Source organism: Pseudonocardia nigra (genome assembly GCF_019396355.1).
Lineage (GTDB): Bacteria > Actinomycetota > Actinomycetes > Mycobacteriales > Pseudonocardiaceae > Pseudonocardia > Pseudonocardia nigra.
The window spans coordinates 1-19,692 of the sequence record NZ_JAHKRK010000023.1 but is presented as its reverse complement, the minus strand read 5'-3'; the positions used below and the strand labels follow the sequence as shown (position 1 = coordinate 19,692).

The window sequence follows — 19,692 nt, the reverse complement described above, 5'->3', positions numbered from 1 at the left end:
CACCGCATCCAGCGCCTCCGCCAGCAGGCGGTGTGCGTGGGTGAGCGGGCTGCCGGACATGAGCCCATTCTATTCGAACAAGCGTTCTATCGGGTCCTTTTGTCGCAGGTGAGAGGCCATCTGCCGCATGCCGAGCGAGCCCTGCACGCGCGTCTCCGCCGGCGCTGCAACGGGAGTCCGATCAGGCGCGCGCGGAGCGCGGAGGCGCCTACGCCGGGGCCGGGTGGCCGTCGCCGAAACGTCAGGCGCGCCGTGTGCCCCACCCGCCCGGCCCCTGCAACGATGGGCGGTCCGCGCGCGATCTACTCGCGGGGTGAGGGGAGTATCGTGATCGACTCGAAGGCGCTGCTGGCCGACCTGCAGGAACAGGTGCGGTTGCTGGAGGTCGACCTGGCCGACCAGCTCGACACGGTGCCCGGGTTGGTCGACGTGCTGCGCGACGAGCACGCCGCCGAACGCAAGGCCCGCCGCACGGCGGCCGAGTGGCGGAGTGGCGCACGGCCCAGCTCACCCAGATCGCGGTGGCGTGGGTGCTGGGCACGGTGTTCCTGCGCTGGACCGAGGACAACGGCCTGATCGACCGGGTGCTGTCCGGCCCGGGCGACCGGCTCGCGGCGGCCGAGGACGCCCAGTTGGAGTACTACCGCCGCCACCCCGAGCACAACGACGGCGACTGGCTGGCCGAGCAGTTCGAGGTGCTGCGCGCCACCGACGCCGGCAGGCTGCTGTTCGACGCCGAGCACAACCCGACGTACTGGGTGCCGATCTCCCACGACGCGGCCAAGGCGCTGGTGACGTTCTGGCGGCAGCGACGCCCCGACGGCGCGCTGCGCCACGCCTTCACCGACCCCGACTGGGACACCCGCTTCCTCGGCGACCTCTACCAGGACCTCTCCGACGACGCCAAGAAGCGCTACGCCCTCCTTCAGACCCCGCGGTTCGTCGAGCGCTTCATTCTGGATCGCACCCTCACGCCCGCGATCGAGGAGTTCGGCCTCGACGGGCTGCGGCTCATCGACCCCGCCTGCGGCAGCGGCCACTTCCTGCTCGGCGCGTTCGAGCGGCTGGTGGCGGCGTGGCGGGACCAGTCGCCGACCCTGGACGACTACGAGATCGCCCGCCGGGCACTGGACTCGGTGCACGGCGTGGACACCAACCCGTTCGCGGTCGCGATCGCCCGCTTCCGGCTCCTGGTCGCAGGGCTGAAGACGGCCGGGGTGACGACGCTGGCGGACGCGGCCCGGCAGCGGTGGTGCCCGATCGTCGGCTGCACCGACTCGCTGCGGACACCCGAGCGGCAGGGCTCGTTCGCCGTGGTGGACGAGGCCATCGGGTACCGGGCGCGCTGGGAGGACGTGGACGCCTTCGCCGACGAGCGGCTGCTCGCCTCGGGCTCGTACCACGCGGTGGTGGGGAACCCGCCGTACATCACGGTGAAGGACCCGGAGCAGAACGCGTACTACCGCGAGCGCTGGTCGGCGTGCCACCGGCAGTTCCAGCTGACGGTCCCGTTCGCGCAGCGGATCTTCGACCTGGCCCGGCGGCCCTCGGAGGACGGGCTCGGCGCGGGCTACACCGGCCAGATCACCTCCAACGCGTTCATGAAGCGTGAGTTCGGCACGAAGCTGATCGAGGAGTTCCTGCCGAGCATCGAGCTGAACTACGTGGTCGACACCTCCGGGGCCTACATCCCCGGCCATGGCACGCCGACCGTGATCCTCATCGGGCGGCGGGCTGCTCCCTCGCGTCGGAATGCGGTGCGGGCGGTGCTCGGGGTGCGGGGGGAGCCGGCGCAGCCGGACGACCCGGAGAAGGGACTCGTGTGGTCTGCGATCGAGGCGCAGGTCGAGCACCCGGGGAGCGAGTCGGAGTGGGTGAGCGTGGTCGACCTGCCGCGTTCGCGGCTGGCGAGCCATCCGTGGTCGCTGTCGGGGGGCGGAGCGGGCGCCGTTGTCGCCGAGATCGAGGCAACTGAGCGGCGCCTCTCACATGCCATCGAACCGCCGATCGGCCGCGCCATTCGGGCCGGAGCCGATGAGGCGTTCATGCGCCCGGCCAGGCTCACTGACTTCGGCGCCGGTTTGCTTCCGCTCATGCGCGGTGACGTTGTGCGCGATTGGGACGCAGCGCCCGAGGAATCGATCTGGTTCCCGTATGCGTCGACTCTGGATATCCGTCGGTTCCGCGGCGAGTTGTGGGCCTGGCGTTCGCTGCTGGCAGCGCGCCGGACCTTCCAGGGCGACATGGCGGCCGCAGGCCTGGCGTGGTGGGACTACATGCAGTACACCAAATCCGCGTACGCGATGGAGCTGTCGATCGCGTTCGCGTTCGTGGCGACGCACAACCACTTCGTACTGGACCGGGGCGGGAAGGTGTTCAACCGGTCCGCGCCGGTGATCAAGCTGCCGGCGGGGGCGAGCGAGGATGACCACCTGGCGCTTCTTGGGGTGCTGAACTCGTCGACGGCGTGCTTCTGGATGAAGCAGGTATGTCATGACAAGGGCAACCGCGGCGAAGGCGGCGGCATTACCAGCGCGGGGTGGGAGCGGTTCTACGAGTTCACCGGCACCAAGCTGGAGCAGTTCCCGCTCCCGGCCGACCTGCCTCTCGACCGCGCCTGCCGTCTCGATGCCCTTGCCCAGCAGCTCGCCGCCACCACCCCCGACGCGCTCGCGGCCGAGGCATCCCCGACCCGCGACCGCCTCGCCGTCGCCCGCTCCGAGTGGCAGCGCCTGCGCACCGACATGATCTCCGAGCAGGAGGAGCTCGACTGGGACGTCTACCGCCGCTACGGCCTGCTCTCCGACGCCGAGGCCGCGGAGGTGCTGGGCGACGGTTCCGCGGAACCGTTGCACCTCGGCGAGCGGGCGTTCGAGATCGTCCTCGCCCGGAAGATGGCGGCCGGGCAGGCCGAGACGCAGTGGTTCGCCCGCCACGGCTCCACCCCGGTCACCGAGCTGCCCGCGCACTGGCCCGCCGAGTACCGCCGCCGCGTCGAGGCTCGGATCGCGCTGATCGAGAAGCGCCGGGACCTCGCGCTGATCGAGCGCCCGGAGTGCAAGCGCCGGTGGTCCACGGAGCCGTGGGAGAAGCAGCAGGAGCGTGCGCTGCGGCACTGGCTGCTCGACCGGCTGGAGTCCCGCCACCTGTGGTTCGCCGCGGACGACAACGGCGACGACCAGCCCGTCCTGCACTCCGTGCAGACGCTGGCCGACCAGCTCCGCGGCGACGAGGACTTCGGCTCCGTCGCGGCGCTGTGGGCCGCCGGCACGCTCGGCGGCGCCGACGTCGACCTCGCCAAGATCGTCGGCGCCCTGATCGACGACGAGCACGTCCCGTTCCTCGCCGCCTACCGCTACAAGTCCAGTGGCCTGGCCAGGCGGGCCGAGTGGGAGCGCACCTGGACGTTGCAGCGGCAGGAGGACGCGATCGCCGCGCGCCTCGGGCACGACGACGTCACCCACCCCGAGGTCCGGCGCGCGATCAAGGACGAGATCGGGGACGTGCCGGTGCCGCCGAAGTACGGCTCGGGCGACTTCCTGCGCAGCAGCTACTGGAGCAACCGCGGCAAGCTCGACGTGCCGAAGGAGCGGTTCATCTCCTACCCCGACGCCAGCCGTGACGGCGACCGCAGCCTGCTGCTCGGCTGGGCCGGCTTCGACCACCGTGAGCAGGCGCAGGCGCTCGCCGTGCTGATCAGCCGGCGGCGCGGCGAGGACGGCTGGGGCGCCGAGCGGGTCACCCCGCTGCTGGCGGGGCTGGCCGAGGTGCTGCCCTGGGTGCAGCAGTGGCACGGCGAGATCGACGCGCGCTACGGCGCCTCGCCCGCCGACATCTACGCCGGGTTCCTCGACGGCCAGCTCGCCGAGCTCCAGCTGACCCGCGACGATCTCGCCACGTGGCGGCCCACCGGGCGCGTCACCGTCGCACCGCTGCCCGACTCCCGGCGCGGCCGGGGCACGGCGAGCGCGGGCGCGGCCAGTTCGCCCGCGCCGCGCACGCCGCGGTCGGCGCCCGACCCGGCGCACCTCGAGGCCGTGCTCACCGCGGCCGCGAGCGAGCCGCTGTCCAACGAGCGCATTCGGGACCTCACGGGCCTCGACGCCGCCGGCGCCCGCGCACTCGCGCAACACCTGGTCGCCGAAGGCCGGCTCGTGACGGCGGGGCAGCGCCGCGGGATGCGGTATCTGCTGCCGTAGGCGCCAGCGAACTGGATCAGCGTCTCGGGTTCCGGCGGCTTCGAGCCGGGGGTCCGCGGTAACCCTCGCGGTCCGCGGGTACTGGCGTTGCGATCGCGTTGGTGCTCCCGATGTGCGGGCGCGCCAACAGGGCGAGGCTCGCGATCGAGCACGGCCACCTCGTGACGGTGGTGAGGCAGGCAGCGCACAGGCCGTCCGCCAGCGGGCGGTGCAGGGCCAGCACGCGTTCCGCGCCGCCCGGCTGCTGGGCCATGAACTGCACGGCGATGTCGACGACCGAAGGTTCGTCGGGATCGTTGATGCCAGTCATCGCATGAGGCCCTTCGCAGCGGGAGGTGTAGCTCGGTCAGTTGATCTTGCTAGGTGCTCGCCGGCGCAGAGCGATGCGCCGGGCAGGTCGGCGTCGTCGCAGTGAAGTGGAAGGTGTTGCGCACTGCGCGCAGAGCCGCCCGGGCTGAGCCTCCAGCTCGGCGCTGAGCACCGTCGCGCCACAACGTGCGACGTAGCGCCCGTCGTGGGAGGTGGCGACGACGGTCTCGTCCACGAGATGGTCGTGCCGGTCAGACGCAGTGATCGTGACGAGCAGTGGGCTGGCTGGTGAGACCGGCGCGTCACGAATCGGAACAATCATGTAGGCACTCTACAACTCGCATATGCAAGTTAGGAAGTGGTCACCCGATACGCGCCCGATCGGACGACCGCGGCACACTGCCGGCATGGCCCAGAGTCCCACTGTCCGCCGCCTGCAGTTGGGTCGTGAGCTGCGCAGGCTCCGCGAGCGTGCCGGGATCCCACGGGAAGCTGCGGCGAACGAGTTGGAGTGCGACGTCTCCAAGATCAGCAAGCTGGAGACCGGCAAGCAGACGCTGCAAGCAGCGGAAGTCCGGGCGCTGCTCACGCTCTACGGCGCTGACGAGGGTGAGGCTGAGCAGATCCTGGCCATCGCCCGTGAGGCCAGGAAGCGGTCGTCGCACCGGGTGCCGGAGTGGGTGCGGGCGTATGTCGGTCTGGAGGCCGAAGCCACTGAGATCAAGTACTTCCACGTCGAGCTCGTCCCCGGCCTGCTCCAGACCGAGGCGTACACCCGGGCAGTGACCCGGGCGGCGGACCCCACTCGCAATCCGGCAGAGGTCGAGCGTCTGGTCGCCGCGCGGGGCGAGCGGCAGGCGCGGCTATTGGGCGGGAACCCGCCGCAGCTCTGGGTAGTGATCAACGAAGCGGTCATGCGGCGCGTGGTCGGTGGCCAGTCGGTGATGATCGAGCAGCTCGAGCGACTGCTCGAGCTGGCGCAGCTGCCCACCGTGTCGTTGCAGGTGCTGCCCTTCACCGCTGGCGCCCATGCAGCGATGGGCTCGTCGTTCACGATCCTTCGACTGGCCGAGCCGCCGGACGCTCAGGTGGTGTACCTGGAGGACTTGTGGAGCGCCGACTATCTGGATCGGGACCCCCAGGTGACGGCTTATACTCAGGTCTTCGATCGGCTCTGCGCGTCCGCCTGTGACGAGGCAGGGACCGTGACGATGATCGAGGAAGCTATGGGTGAGTTGCGATGATCGACCTGGCCGGCGTTGTCTGGCGCAAGTCCAGCCGCAGCAACGGCAACGGCGGCGAATGCGTCGAGATCGCGGACCTGCCCGACGGATCCCGAGCCGTCCGTGACAGCAAGGATCAGGGCGGTCCGGTTCTCCTGTTCACGCCGCCGGAGTGGCGGGCATTCGTCGAGGGTGTGAAGCTCGGCGAGTTCGACTAGGAGATCGTCGTTCTCAGCTCTCGACCAGCTCCCTTACTCCCCAACGAGGATCTCCGGCACCTCGCCGAACGCGCCGGCTGTGCAGCACCTCCGAGGTCCCCTCGTACGCTGCCCCGGCCCGCTGCGCGAGGAAGCAGGCGTTCCATCAGCCGTCGGCCGCGCTCCGGCCGTGAGCAGGAGCAACCGGTGCTGGACGTCCCCGTGGGGACGATCGGGCGAATCGCTGCCCTCCGCCCGGCGTAGCAGCACGCTGGACAGCTCCTCCAAGCGCTGCCGCACGATCAGCACCCGGATGCGGCGCTGGAACTCCGCGGTGGGTTCCTCCGGCCCGGTCATTCCGTCCACGCCGCGCGGTCGCGCCGAGGACGTCGGCGCTCGTCGTGGCGTCGTGCCCGGCGCGGAGCTCGTCGATGAGCTCCACCAGCTTGCGCCGATCCGCGATCGTGGGCTGGTACGAGCGTTCCAGCGAGACCAGTCGCAGTGCCTCGGCGTCGGCCACGTGTCTCCCCTCGCTGGCGACCCCTGGTAACCGTTTGTCCAGGCTTGCTCGCAGTCCGTGGTGCCGCAGTGCGGGTGGGGCGACGATCGCGCTGGTCGAACCCCCGCCTCGGAGGTATAGTTTTTATACCGGGAGGGGTGGATGGAGGAGTTCGAGTTCGACCCGAACAAGAGTGCGGCGAATCGGGACAAGCATGGGATCGACTTCATCGAGGCGCAGCGCCTGTGGGTGGATGGCCTGCGCGTCGAGGTTCCTGCGCGGACTGTCGACGAGGCCCGGTGGCTGGTGATCGGTCGGATCGATGGCAAGCATTGGTCGGCGGTGGTGACGTTCCGCCAGGGCAAGGTGAGAATCATTTCGGTTCGGCGGTCTCGCGAGGAGGAGGTAGCGATCTATGAAGGCTGAAGAGTTCGATGAAAAGTTTGATCGTGGGGAGGACGTCACCTCGGCTCTTGATCTGGCCAAGGCGCACCGCCCCGGCGAGGAGCAGCGCCGAGTCAACGTCGACTTTCCTGTATGGATGATTGCCGCACTCGATCGGGAGGCGAGGCGACTGGGCGTGACCCGGCAATCGATCATCAAGGTGTGGCTTGCCGAGCGCCTCGAACAGCGGTCGAGAAGCGCCGCTTGAGTAGAGCGACGCGTCTCCGCTGCACGAGTCGAGATGGCGCACCCTTGAGCGCGCCATGCTGCAGAGCAGCCTCCCCGCCCGAAATCTTCATCGAAGATCCACTGACGACGTCAACGCCTTGACCGGTGCCGCCGGCCGGCCGAGGGGCGCTGAACGGAGACGCCGGCGCGCGGTCCCGGCCGGAGTTCGCCGACGCGCTCGCCCGCACCGCTGGCTGTACCGGTACTTCGACGAGCACCGGTGCGCGGCCTCCCCGCTGAGTAGGTGCGTTACGTGATTCCCAGGTACTGGTCGAGCGCGTCCCGGGCGATCTCCGAGGCGGTGCGGCCCTCCGCGCGCGCCCGCTCTTCGAGCAGCGGCGGGTCTGCTCCGGCACCCGGAACGACAGCGGCGGCGTGGCACCCTCCCCCTCGGTCAGCGACGGGCGGCCCCGGCGGGTGCGCACGTCGGCGACCGCCTTCGTCGCGTAGTCGTCGTCCACGCGACGGCCGCGGCTGTCGCGGACCACTTCGCGATCCAGGTCGACCTCCTCGTCGAGGATGCGCGGCTCCTGCTCGGGCTCACCCATCGGTTCCTCCTGGGCCGGCCGATCCGGTGCTTCCCTGCGGGGCGAACTTGACCGGAAGTACGCAATTATGTCATACGAAAAGCTGGCGGGCCCGGGGCGCGCCCGCGCGCGTCGGCACGGAGGACGCTGCCGCTCCCGCCGACCGGGCCACTACTGTCACCCCCACACCGACACGAGGGGGACGCGGCCGTTGACCACGCCCGTGCAGACCGGGCAGCCGCTGCTGCGCGAGCTGATCCGTATCCCGGAGCAGATCCACCAGGGCGACTTCGTGCTGCGCCTGACCGAGGGTGTGGAGCGGATCCAGGCCACGCTGGACTCCTACGTGATCACCCCGCAGCTGCGGGTCGCGTTCGAAGAGGCCCTGGCGCTGATCGGGTCCGCACTGGCGGAGGGGCGGTCGAAGGCCAGCTACCTGCACGGGTCGTTCGGCTCCGGGAAGAGCCACTTCATGGCGGTGCTGCACGCGCTGCTGAACGGTGACGTCGGCGCGCGGTCCCGGCCGGAGCTGGCCGACGCGCTCGCCCGGCATCGCTGGCTCGACACGACGCGTTTCATGCTCGTGCCGTTCCACCTCATCGGCGCCGAGAGCCTGGAGGCGGCGATCCTCGGCGGCTACGTCAGCCATGTGCGACGGGAACACCCGGGCGCGCCGCTCCCGTCGGTCTACCGGGCCCAGGGCCTGCTCGACGACGCCCGCGCGATCCGCGACGGCATGGGCACCGAGGCCTTCCTCGCCCGGCTCCCGCAGACCGCCGACGAGGGCTGGGGGGACTACGGCGCCTCCTGGACCGCGGAAGAGCTGGACTCGGCCTTCGCGGCGCCGCCCGATTCCGAGCGCGCCCAACGCCTGATCAGCGACGTCATCCCGGTGTTCATGCCGAGCTACGTCGATTCCGTCGCGGGTGCCGCGAACGCGTTCGTCCCGCTCGACCAGGGGCTCTCCGCGCTCAGCGCACACGCCAAGGGCCTCGGCTACGGTGGGGTGATCCTCTTCCTCGACGAGCTGGTGCTGTGGCTGGCCGGGAAGATCGCCGACCCGGCGTTCGTCGCGCGGGAGACCGAGAAGGTCGCGAAGCTCGTCGAGTCGTCCGACGCGCGCCGCGCGGTGCCGATCGTCAGCTTCATCGCACGGCAGCGCGACCTGCGCGAGCTGATCGGCGTGGAGCGCACCGGCGCGGAGTCGCTGTCGTTCCAGGACCAGCTGTCCTACTGGGACGGGCGGTTCGCCACCGTCACCCTGGAGGACCGCAACCTCCAGATGATCGCCGAGAAGCGCATCCTGCGGCCGCAGGACGACGAGGCCGCCCAGCGGATCGCCGACGCCTTCCGGCGCACCGACAACCTTCCCGGCCTCACCCGGGACATCCTGCTCACCGACGGCGACGGCGACGCGTTCCGCCAGACCTATCCGTTCAGCCCGGCGTTCATGCAGACGCTCATCAAAGTGTCCTCCGCCTTGCAGCGCGAGCGCACCGCGCTCAAGTTGATGCAGCAGATCCTGGTCGACCGGCGCGACGACCTGCGGCTGGGCCAGCTCGTGCCCCTCGGCGACCTGTTCGACGCGATCGCCGACGGCAACGACCAGCCGTTCACCGAGAAGCTCAAGCACGAGTTCGAGCAGGCCCGCACGCTCTACGACCGCACGCTGCGGCCGCTGCTACTCGGCCAGCGCGGGCTCACCGAGGAACAGGCCACCGGCCTCGCCGAGGCGCCCGCCGGCCTGCTCACCGCGTTCCGCGCCGACGACCGCCTGATCAAGACGCTGCTGCTCGCCGCGCTGGTCCCGGAGGTGGCCGCACTGCGCGGGATGACGGCCCGCCGGCTCGCGGCGCTCAACCACGGCACCGTCACGTCGCTGATCCCCGGCCAGGAGGTCGGGGAGGTGGTGCGCAGGCTGCGTGGGTGGGCGAGCCAGGTCGCCGAGCTGAAGGTGGGGCTGGAGGACGACCCGAGCGTCCGGCTGCAGCTGGTGGGCGTCGACCTCGGTCAGATCCTCGACCGCGTCACGCACGTGGACAATCCCGCGAGTCGCCGGCGGCTATTCCGCGAGCTCCTGCTCGGCGAGCTGGGGATCCGCGACGACGGCGCGTTCGAGATCGAGCACACCGTGGTGTGGCGGGGGAGCCGGCGCACCGTCGAGATCGTCTACGGGAACGTCCGTGACCGTAGCGACCTGCGCGACGAGGCCTTCGAGCCGTCCCAGGACGGCCGCTGGCGGCTGGTGATCGACTACCCCTTCGACGCCGCGACCTACTCGGCGGCCGACGACCGGGCCCGGTTGACCGAGCTCCGCGACGCCGGCCCGCGCCGCTGCGTGGCCTGGCTGCCGGCGTTCGTGACCGGCACGGTGCTCGCCAAGGTGGCCACCCTGGTGCGCATCGACTACCTGCTGGGCGGCACCCGGCTCGACGAGGCCGCGACGCACCTCGGCCCCGACGACCGCCAGCGTGCCCGGGATCTGCTGCGCAACCAGGGCGACGCCCTGCGTACGGAGCTGCGCATGGTGCTCCGGCAGGCCTACGGGCTCGCCAAGCCCGACGAGAACCACGTGCTCGACTGGAGCGATCACCTGGTGTCCCTCGACCCCGCGCTCCGCCCGCGGCTGGACGTGGGGCGCCCGTTCGCCGACGCGCTCGCGCACCTGGTCGAGCAGTGCTTCGCCGCGACCTACCCGAACCACCCCGACCTGGACCCGCAGCGCAAGGGCGCGATCGTGACGACGGCCGAGCTGCGGATCGTGCTCGACGCCGTCCGGAAGTCGGCCGACGCCGAGGGCGGGCGGATCGAGACCGACAAGTCGGAGCGGTCGGCGCTGCAGAAGCTCGCCCATCCGCTGCAGCTCGGCGAGGAGCACGGCGGCCCCTTCGTGCTCTCCCGCCATTGGGAGTCGGAGTTCGAGCGTCGCGCCGCCCAGTCCGGGCCGGCCGAGGCGGACATCCCGGTGCGCCTGCTGCGGGAGTGGGTCGCCGACCGCGGCCTGGAGACGCGGGTGGCGAACCTGGTGATCGCCACCTACGCCGAGCTGTCCCGGCGGGCGTGGGTACGGGCCGGGCGGATCGTGGAGCCGCCCTCGACCGTCGACGAGGTTCGCGACGACATGCTGCTGCGCCGCCAGCGCCTCCCCGGCGAGGACGTGTGGGTCGTCGCGGTGGAGCGGGCGGCCGTGCTGTTCGGGGAGAAGCTCGACGCACGGGTGATCTCCCCGCGATCGGTGGCGCGCTTCGCCCGCATCGGCGCTCGCGTCGACCAGCTCCGGGCGCCGGCCGCCGACGTGCTCGCCGTGCTGGAGAGCTCGCTGCCTCGGCTCGGCGTGCCCGCGGACCCGGTGGCGCCCCGGTTGCAGACCGCCGAGACCGCCGTCCGGCTGCTCGACGCGCTGCGCCGCTCCGCTGAGCCGACCGACCTCGTCGAGGCGCTGGCGTCGGTGCCGGTCGACATGCCCATGATCACGCTGAGCCGGTCGCTGTCCAGCGCCGCGCAGGTCGCCGACGCGCTGCGGGGCGCGGACTGGCAGCTCCTCGACCAGCTCGCGGCGATGGAGACGCCTGACGCGCGGACCGCTCGCGACAGCCTGCAGAAAGGCGTGGCGGCGAACGAGGACGCCGCACCGCTGACGAAGGCGCTGACGGACGCCCGCAAGCGCGTGCTCGACCTGATCGTCGTCCCGCCGCATCCACCGCCACCGCCACCGCCGCCGCCACGACCCGACCCGGTGGGCCCGACCCCGCCGCCATCGCCGTCGTCCCGCGTGGTGCGGGGCCGTCGCGACCACGCCATCGCCGAGCTGCGGGCCCTCATTCCCGAGCACGCACAGGTCGAGGTCAGCTACCGGATTCTGGGCGATGGCGACGGCTGAGCTCGCGACCGCGGCACAGCGGGCGATCCTCGAACGGGTCCGCTCCCAGCTCGGCCGCGGTGAACCCGGGGCCATCGGCGTCATCGGCATCCGCAGTCCCACGACGCCGACGTGGAACGGCCCCACCACCGTCGAGATCGGCGGCCGCGACGTGCACCTCGCCGCGTGCCCGTCGCTGCTCGCGGTGCTCGACGCGCTCGCGACGCAGCCACCGGGAAGCGTCCTCGTGCTGCTCACCGACCGCCCCGAGAGCGAGCTCGGCGACGCCGTGCTCGCGCGGCTGCACCGGGGCAAGCTCCTCGACGCGGACCGGTACACCCTGCTCGGGGACCTGCTCGCCGCGCGTCAGCTCGACCCGCGGATCCAGACCGAGCACTGGCTCGTCGACGCGCTCGTCGAACTCGCCGGCGCCGACGCACTGCCGCCGACGGCCGGTGCCACCCTCAGCCGCGCACGGGTGCTGTCGCTGGTCGTGGCGGCGCGGCTCGGCATCGACCCCGAACACGTCGACCTGCCGCAGCTGGTCGGCGTGCTCGACGACGCGGCCACCCGTGGCCGCTGGCGGGAGCTGCCGGCCGACGAGCGCGACGGGCTCACCCACCACCTCGTGGCACTGCACGGCGGTGGCGCCGGCGTGCTCGCGGCGCTGGCCGCCGAGCGCGACGACGTCATCGCCGATCTCCTCGTGGCCCAGGCCATCCTGGTCGCACCGGTCGCGGACAACGCCGCCGCCGTGGCCTACGGCCGGTTCACCGAGTCGCGCTTCCGGGCGGGCGTGCCGTCCCGCGAGGACCTGGCGGCCGCGGCGACCGCGACGCTGCAGCACGTGAGCTCGGCCGGCTCCGCGCGGATCGACCAGCAGATCCGGCGGGCCGACGCCATGCTCGCGCACCTGCACGCCGCGCAGCTCGCGATACACAGCCCGGTGCTCCCGTCCGGGTACGGCGAACGGTTGGCCCGGGCGGCCGCACAGCTCACCGGGGAATCCCTGGCGCAGGTCGCCGAACACCGGGAGATGGCGACGCAACGCCACCGCCACGACCGGCTGCTCGCCGCGCTGCGACTCCGACGGTGGCTGGCAGGCGAACCGTCCACCGTCCTCGACACCGCGGCGGCGGGAGTCCGTCGCCACGCCGGGGAGCTGGCCTGGGTGGACCGGGCGTTGACGCAGGTGCGCCGCGGCGACTCGGACCCGCGGATCCAGGACGTCCTCGCCGCGGTCGCGAAGGACGCGGGCGCGGTGCGGACGCAGCTGGACCTCGCCTTCGCGGCGCGTCTCGCGGCGGCCCCGGAGACACCGGCCGACCTGCTCGCCGTCGAGACCGTCCTGCCCGACCTCGTGGCACCGCTGGCTCGCGAGCAGCGGGTGCTGCTCGTCGTCGTCGACGGTATGTCCGGGGCGGTCGCGGCCGAGGTCACCGACGAGCTGGTCGACCATCGGCGGGGGTGGCACGAGGTCGTCCGGGCAAGCGACGGCACCCGTGACGCGGTACTGGCCGCACTGCCGACGGAGACGTTCTACAGCCGGGCCGGCCTCTTCGCCGCCGCGCTGCGCACCGGAACGGCGCCGGCCGAACGCGCGGCCTTCGCGGCACACCCGTTCTGGCCACCCGGGGGAGCGGTGCTCGTGCACAAGGCGGGCCTCGCCGGGGTCGACGGCAACGACCTCGGGGCTGAACTCGAGGACGCGCTGGGACCGGACGGGCCACCGGTGGTGGGCGTCGTGCTCAACGGCGTCGACGACGCATTGGCCCACGGCCGACAGTCGGTGGATCCGGCGTGGCGACCCGAGGACATCAGCGGGCTCCCCCAGCTGCTCGAGCGCGCGGCGTCCTTCGGCCGCGTCGTGGTGCTGACCAGCGACCACGGGCACGTCCTCGAGCACGGATCGCAGCTGCGGTCCGACCCCAGCGGAGGGGCTCGCTGGCGGGTGGCGGACGCGCCGGCCGGCCCGGACGAGGTGCTCGTCACCGGGCCCCGCGTGCTCACCCCGGAGGGGCGCGCGATCCTCGCGGCCACCGAGGAGCTGCGGTACGGCCGGGAGTCGCACGGCTACCACGGCGGGGCCACGCTGGCCGAGGTCGCGATCCCGCTGGTGGTGCTGCTTCCTCCGGGAACGGAGACCCCGGCCGGCTGGACGTGGCGGGCGCCAGGGGGCCCGGCGTGGTGGACCGGGGGCGCCGCAGTCGCACCGCTGCCACCCCCACCCCTGTCGCCGTCGCAGAAGCGGCGGCGCAAGCCCGTCGCGCCGCAGGCGGAGGCCCTGTTCGACGCTCCCGCACCGCAGCCGGCTCCGCAGAGCGCCGGGCGCGGTGCCCTGCTCGTCGCGTCGGAGGCGTTCCGGGCCGCCCACGCCGAGCTACCGGCCAACCGGGTGCCGGCTCCGGAGGTCTTCGCCGCGGTGGTCGATGCCCTGGACGCGGCGGGCGGCCGGTTGCCGGTGGCAGTGGTGCTGACCGCGGCGGGCAGCGCCGGACGCAACGTCCGCGGCGTCGTCGCCGCGCTCGGCCGCGTCCTCAACCGCGACAGCTTCCCGGTCCTCACCCTCGTCGACGGTGACCGCGCGGTCGCCCTCGACCGTGCACTGCTGGACGAGCAGTTCCCGGCGTCGCGGTGATCGAGAACATCAGCCCGGCCCGTCGGCGTACGGTGCTCGCCGCGCTGCGGCGCGGCACCGTCCCGGAGAGCGGGTTGGACCTGCTCGCCGTCGGGCTCGACCGGCTGGCCCCCGCGTTCGACGCCGAGCTCGCCGCGTGCCGGGCAGGCGCGGCGGCCTTCACCGCCATCCGCGGCGAGTACGGCTCGGGCAAGACGTTCGTGTCACGGTGGCTGGGGGAGCGGGCCAAGGCGGCGGGCATGGCCACCGCAGAAGTGCAGATCTCGGAGACGGAGACACCGCTGCACCGCCTGGAGACCGTCTACCGGCGGTTGTGCGAGCGGCTGGCCACGGCGACGGACGCGCCCAGCGCGTTCCGGCCCGTCCTCGACTCGTGGCTGTACGCGCTGGAGGAGGACGTGCTCGCCGACGGGGCCGCCTCACCGGAGGACGCCGACGGGCTCGGCCAGGCCGTCGATCGGCTGTTGGAGCAGCGGCTCGCCGCTCTCGCGCGCACCACGCCCGGCTTCGCCGCCGGACTGCGCGGGTACCGCCGCGCCCTCGCCGACGGCGACACCGACACCGCCGAAGGGCTCGCCGCGTGGCTCGCGGGCCAGCCGCACGTCGCCGCTGCGGCGCGTCAGTCGGCGGGCGTGCGCGGGGACATCGACCATTTCCTCGCCCTCGGTTTCCTGCAGGGCCTGCTCACCGTGCTGCGGGACGCGGGCCATCCCGGGCTCGTGCTGGTGCTCGACGAGGTGGAGACGCTGCAGCGGGTGCGCAGCGACGCCCGGGCCAAGGCGCTGAACGCGTTGCGGCAGCTGCTCGACGAGGTCGACGGCGGGCGCTTCCCCGGGTTGTACCTGGTGATCACCGGGACGCCGGCGTTCTTCGACGGACGCCAAGGTGTCGCCCTGCTGCCACCGCTGGCCCAGCGCCTGCACACCGACTTCTCCACCGATTCGCGGTTCGACAACCCGCGAGCACCGCAGGTGCGCCTGCTCGGCTTCGACCAGCCGCGGCTCGTCGAGCTCGGCGCCCGCGTCCGGGACCTCTACGCCGCGGGTGCCGACGCACCGGAGCGCGTCAGGGCCCTGGCCGACGACGACTACGTGGCGACCCTCGCCCGCGCCGTCACCGGCGGACTCGGCGGGAAGGTGGGCGTCGCGCCCCGGCTGTTCCTGCGCAAGCTCGTCGGCGACGTCCTCGACCGCGTCGACCAGTACGCCGACTTCGACCCGCGGCGTGACTACGCCCTCACCGTGTCCTCCGGGGAGCTCACCGACGTCGAGCGGCAGGCTGCCGTCGGGCTCGACGACATCGACGTCGGCCTGTAGGGCCGGTCCGTGTCCGCGTTCGCCCGGCTCCACCCGGTGATCCAGCACCACGTGGTCAACACCCTCCAGTGGCCGGGCCTGCGTCCGCTCCAGGAGGCCGCGGTGGCACCGGTACTGGACGGGGTGGACTGCCTCCTGCTGGCACCCACGGCGGGCGGGAAGACCGAGGCGGCGGTGTTTCCGCTGCTCAGCCACATGGCCGGGGACGGGTGGACGGGCACCTCGGTGCTCTACGTCTGTCCGCTGCGGGCCCTGCTCAACAACCTGCAGCCGCGCCTGCACGACTACGCCGCATGGGTGGGCCGGTCGGCGGCGCTGTGGCACGGCGACACCGGGCAGGGCGTGCGCCGTCGCATCCTGCGGGAGCGTCCGGACATCCTGCTCACCACCCCCGAGTCGCTGGAGTCGATGCTCGTCTCGGCGAGCATCGACAGCAGGCTCGCGTTTGCCGATGTGCGCGCGGTCGTCGTCGACGAGGTGCACGCGTTCGCAGGCGACGACCGCGGATGGCACCTCCTCCACGTGCTGGAGCGGCTCGCCGAGCTCGCCGGACGCCCCCTGCAGCGCGTCGGCCTCTCGGCGACGGTCGGGAACCCGGAGGAACTGCTCGGGTGGCTCCAGGGCGCGGCCCCCGACCGGCGGCGCGCCGTCGTGGCGCCGCCCGCGGCCGCTCCGGCCGGCGACGTCCAGCTCGATCACGTCGGTTCGGTGGACGGGGCGGCGACCGTCATCAGCCGCCTGCACCGCGGTGAGAAACGCCTGGTGTTCGTCGACAGCAGGCGGCGCGCCGAGGAGCTGGGCACGGCGCTGCGGCTGCGCGACGTCGACACCTACCTCTCGCACTCGTCGCTGTCGCCCGCGGAGCGACGCCGCTCGGAAGAGGCGTTCGCCGAGGCGCGGGACTGCGTGATCGTCGCGACGTCGACGCTCGAACTCGGCATCGACGTCGGCGACCTCGATCGCGTGATCCAGATCGGTGCGCCGCGGACGGTGGCGTCGTTCCTGCAACGGATCGGCCGGACGGGCAGGCGTCCCGGCAGCTCGCGCAACTGCCTCTTCCTCGCGCTGGACCACGATCAGCTGCTGCACGCCGCCGGCCTGCTGGTGCGGTGGTCGGAGGGCTGGGTCGAACCGGTGGTCCCCCCGCCGTCGCCGCGACACATCGTCGCCCAGCAGCTGCTGGCTCTCGCCCTGCAGGAACACACGCTCGGCCGGCGGACCTGGCCCGAGTGGTGGCACGAGCTGGCACCGATGACGACGGCCGGCGCCGAGATCCTGGAGCACCTCGTCGCCGAGGGATTCCTCGAGACGGACGGCGACCTGGCGTTCATCGGACCGGAGGCCGAACGACGGTTCGGACGGCGGCACTTCTCCGATCTGATGGCGGTGTTCACGGCCGCACCCGAGTTCGTCGTGCTCGCCGGCCGCGACGAGATCGGTTCCGTCGGGGACGACGTACTGCTCGCGGACACCGGAGGCGCACCCCGCGTGCTCCTGCTGGCGGGCCGCGCATGGCTCGTGACCTACGTCGACTGGAAGCGGCGGCGGTGTTTCGTGGAAGCCACCGATCTCCCCGGCCGCGCGAAGTGGAGCGGCGACGGCGGCGGTCTCTCGTTCGCGGTGACGCGGGGGATGCGCGACGTGCTTCTCGGCGCCGGCCTGCCCGACGTGCGCCTGTCCCGGCGGGCGGCCGAGGGACTTGCGGACCTGAGGCAGCACCACAGCGGCGATGTCGTCGAGGCGGCAACAGTGGTGCGCCGCAGCCCGGAGGGCGACGTGCACTGGTGGACCTGGGCCGGGGTCGCGGCCAACAGGTCCCTCCAGGCGACGCTCGGCGACCTCGTCGACCCGCGGCAGCGGCTCGGCGACCAGGTCGTGCGCCTTCGGCGCGGCGCGGACCTCCAGTACGTCCGGGCAGCTCTTGCCGGCGTCGAGACCATCGCCCAGCCGGCGGTCGACGCGCGGGCGGTCGCGGGCCTCAAGTTCTCCGCAGCGCTGCCGGATCAGCTGGCCCGCGCAACCGTCGGACAACGGCTGGGCGACAGCGATGGCGCGCGGACCGTGCTGGGGGAGCCGCGGCGGCTGGCAGTGGACGCGTCGTAGGGCAGGCGGAAACGGGATAGCGGGGCATCGATCCGGAGGCGCGGCCCGCGTTGATCTCTACCCCCCGCCCAGGAACGCGAGCGAGATCGCCGGCACGTAGGTCACCAGGAACAGCGCGGCCAGCAGCACCAGCGCGGTGGGGACCGCCGCCCTGGCCACCTGCAGGACGCTCATCCCCGACATGCCGCTGGCCACGAACAGGTTCAGGCCCAGCGGCGGGGTGATCATGCCGATCTCCAGGTTCATCACCATGATGATGCCGAGGTGGATCGGGTCGACCCCGAGCTCGAGGCCGATCGGCAGCAGGATCGGGGCGATGATGAGGATGGCGCTGGAGGTCTCCATGAAGCAGCCCGCCACCAGCAGGATGATGTTGACGAGCAGCAGGAACGTCCATTTGTTCAACTCGTAGCCCAGCAGCATCTCGGTGATCTCGCCCGGGATGCGTTCGGAGGTGAGCACGAAGGAGAACAGGATGCCGTTGGCGATGATGAACATGATCATCGCCGAGGTGCGCGACGACGAGAGCAGGATGCCACCGAGCGCCTTGAGGTCCAGCTCCTTGTAGACGAAGACGGACACGACGACCGCGTAGAGCACGGCCATCGCGGCCGCCTCGGTGGGGGTGAAGATGCCGCCGTAGATGCCCCCCAGGACGAGCCCGGGCAGAGCGAGGCTCAGCAGCGCGTCGCGGAGGGCGCGGATCCGCTCGGCGCTCGTCATGACGATGGTGTGCTCCCCGGTGCCGTATCCGCGCCTGCGGGAGACCACCAGCACCAGGCCGAGGAGCATGAGACCGGCGACGAGGCCGGGCAGCAGGCCGGCGATGAACAGGTCGCCGATCGACTCCTCGGTCGCGATCCCGTACACGATCAGCGGGATCGACGGGGGGATGAGGATGCCGAGCGAACCGGACGTCGCGATCAGGCCGGTGGAGAAGCGCTTGCCGTAGCCAGCGGCGATCATGGCCGGGATGATCAGCGTGCCGACGGCGACGACGGTGGCCGGGCTCGACCCGGAGATGGCGGCGAAGAACATGCACGACAGCACCGCGGTCATCGCCAGCCCGCCGCGGAACTGTCCCACCAGTGCGTTGCTCGCGGCGATCAACCGCCTGCTGATCCCGCCGCGGCTCATGATGCTCGCCGCGAGCACGAAGAACGGGATCGCCATCAGCGGGAACGAGTTGAGGGAGTTGAACAGCCGCTCCGGCACCTGGGTCAGCGGGATCGTCGTGAAGTAGAAGAAGTAGACGAACGAAGTGAGTCCCAGCGCCACCGCGATGGGGGCGGACGAGAACAACAGGGCGAAGAGGATGACGACCAGCGCGATCGAGGCCTCGGTCACCGGTCGTCCTCCTTCGGGGCGTCCGGCCGCAGGTCCGGCGGGTCCGGTGGGTCGCCGGGATCCCGCCGGGTGGGGTCGACCTCGCGCGCGTCGAGGCCGGCGGCGTCCGCCTCGACCTCGAGGAGCGAGCGGTGCCCCTCCGGGAAGGTGTCGATCCCGCGCGCGGTCCGCACGAGGATCTCCAGCGCGCGCAGGAACATCAGCGTGAAGCCGACGGGGACCGCGGCCTCCACGATCCACAGCGGCAGCTTGAGCGACGGGGTGGTCGTCGAGGTGGAGAACGGTTCGAACAGCAGCAGCCACGCGTAGCCGCCGACGGCGGCGAGGTACACGGCGGTGATGGCCGCGCCGAGGACGGCGACCATGCGCTTGCCGCGGTCGGCGAGGAATACCGCGAGGATGTCGACGTTGACGTGCTCGTTGTGGCGCAACGTGATGACGGCGCCGAGGAAGGTCGAGTAGATGATCAGATAGATGATCGCTTCCTCGGACCAGAAGAGGAAGATCCCGAAGGCGTAGCGGAGGACCACCGCGACGATGGCGATGACCGTCGCCAGGCCCAGGGCCGACGCCGCCAGGACGTTCTCGATCCGAGTCAGCACCCGATCGAAGCGCTGCACCGCGTCCTCCATGCTGGGGACGGGGACGGCCATGGCCGTCCCCGTCCGGTGGCGGCTAGAGCGTGTCCCGTGGATCATGCGGGTCGGCTGCGGTAGATCTCTTCTGTGCTTGATCGCCACGACTTGACCGACGCGGAGTGGGCACGGCTGGAGCCGTTGCTGCCCGACCGGACACCGCGACGA

13 protein-coding genes are annotated in these 19,692 nt (G+C 72.0%); 10 read left to right on the top strand and 3 right to left on the bottom strand.

What is annotated here, in order from left to right:
• Positions 1-327: 327 nt before the first annotated feature.
• Positions 328-576, top strand: a complete 249-nt coding sequence (locus KME75_RS08725) for a hypothetical protein (protein WP_219414054.1) — start codon at positions 328-330, stop codon at positions 574-576.
• Positions 483-4,199: a BREX-2 system adenine-specific DNA-methyltransferase PglX gene (gene pglX / locus KME75_RS08720; RefSeq protein WP_219414052.1), complete on the top strand. Its 3,717-nt coding sequence runs from the start codon at positions 483-485 to the stop codon at positions 4,197-4,199. Before KME75_RS08725 ends, pglX begins: the two co-directional genes overlap by 94 nt.
• A gap of 16 nt (positions 4,200-4,215) precedes the next feature.
• Here pglX and KME75_RS08715 read toward each other — a convergent pair whose 3' ends face one another.
• Entirely contained in the window at positions 4,216-4,509 is a 294-nt protein-coding gene (locus KME75_RS08715; protein ID WP_219414050.1) for a hypothetical protein, read from the bottom strand.
• A gap of 406 nt (positions 4,510-4,915) precedes the next feature.
• Here KME75_RS08715 and KME75_RS08710 point away from each other — a divergent pair, with 406 nt between their 5' ends.
• The 8 genes from KME75_RS08710 to KME75_RS08675 all read left to right on the top strand — a co-directional run bounded on the left by KME75_RS08710 (position 4,916) and on the right by KME75_RS08675 (position 17,542).
• Entirely contained in the window at positions 4,916-5,752 is an 837-nt protein-coding gene (locus tag KME75_RS08710; RefSeq protein ID WP_219414048.1) for a helix-turn-helix domain-containing protein, read from the top strand.
• On the top strand, positions 5,749-5,949 hold the full coding sequence (locus KME75_RS08705; protein WP_219414047.1) for a DUF397 domain-containing protein: 201 nt from the start codon (positions 5,749-5,751) through the stop codon (positions 5,947-5,949). The genes KME75_RS08710 and KME75_RS08705 overlap by 4 nt, the downstream gene beginning before the upstream one ends.
• A gap of 640 nt (positions 5,950-6,589) precedes the next feature.
• Complete coding sequence (locus tag KME75_RS08700; protein WP_219414046.1) at positions 6,590-6,853, top strand: BrnT family toxin; 264 nt, start codon at positions 6,590-6,592, stop codon at positions 6,851-6,853.
• Positions 6,843-7,079, top strand: a complete 237-nt coding sequence (gene brnA, locus KME75_RS08695) for a type II toxin-antitoxin system BrnA family antitoxin (RefSeq protein ID WP_219414044.1) — start codon at positions 6,843-6,845, stop codon at positions 7,077-7,079. The genes KME75_RS08700 and brnA overlap by 11 nt, the downstream gene beginning before the upstream one ends.
• Before the next feature lie 758 nt (positions 7,080-7,837).
• A complete protein-coding gene (locus tag KME75_RS08690; RefSeq protein ID WP_219414043.1) occupies positions 7,838-11,506 on the top strand; it encodes a DUF6079 family protein in 3,669 nt (1,222 codons plus the stop codon).
• Positions 11,493-14,123, top strand: a complete 2,631-nt coding sequence (gene pglZ / locus KME75_RS08685) for a BREX-2 system phosphatase PglZ (RefSeq protein WP_219414042.1) — start codon at positions 11,493-11,495, stop codon at positions 14,121-14,123. The genes KME75_RS08690 and pglZ overlap by 14 nt, the downstream gene beginning before the upstream one ends.
• On the top strand, positions 14,123-15,439 hold the full coding sequence (gene brxD / locus KME75_RS08680; protein WP_372452575.1) for a BREX system ATP-binding protein BrxD: 1,317 nt from the start codon (positions 14,123-14,125) through the stop codon (positions 15,437-15,439). Before pglZ ends, brxD begins: the two co-directional genes overlap by 1 nt.
• 9 nt (positions 15,440-15,448) lie before the next feature.
• Positions 15,449-17,542, top strand: coding sequence for a DEAD/DEAH box helicase (locus tag KME75_RS08675; RefSeq protein WP_219414039.1), 2,094 nt, complete (start codon positions 15,449-15,451; stop codon positions 17,540-17,542).
• A 57-nt stretch (positions 17,543-17,599) separates the two neighbouring features.
• On the opposite strand, the gene KME75_RS08670 is transcribed toward KME75_RS08675, so the two are convergent.
• Positions 17,600-18,889, bottom strand: coding sequence for a TRAP transporter large permease (locus tag KME75_RS08670; RefSeq protein WP_219414037.1), 1,290 nt, complete (start codon positions 18,887-18,889; stop codon positions 17,600-17,602).
• On the bottom strand, positions 18,886-19,542 hold the full coding sequence (locus tag KME75_RS08665; RefSeq protein ID WP_219414036.1) for a TRAP transporter small permease: 657 nt from the start codon (positions 19,540-19,542) through the stop codon (positions 18,886-18,888). Before KME75_RS08665 ends, KME75_RS08670 begins: the two co-directional genes overlap by 4 nt.
• Positions 19,543-19,692 lie beyond the last annotated feature (150 nt).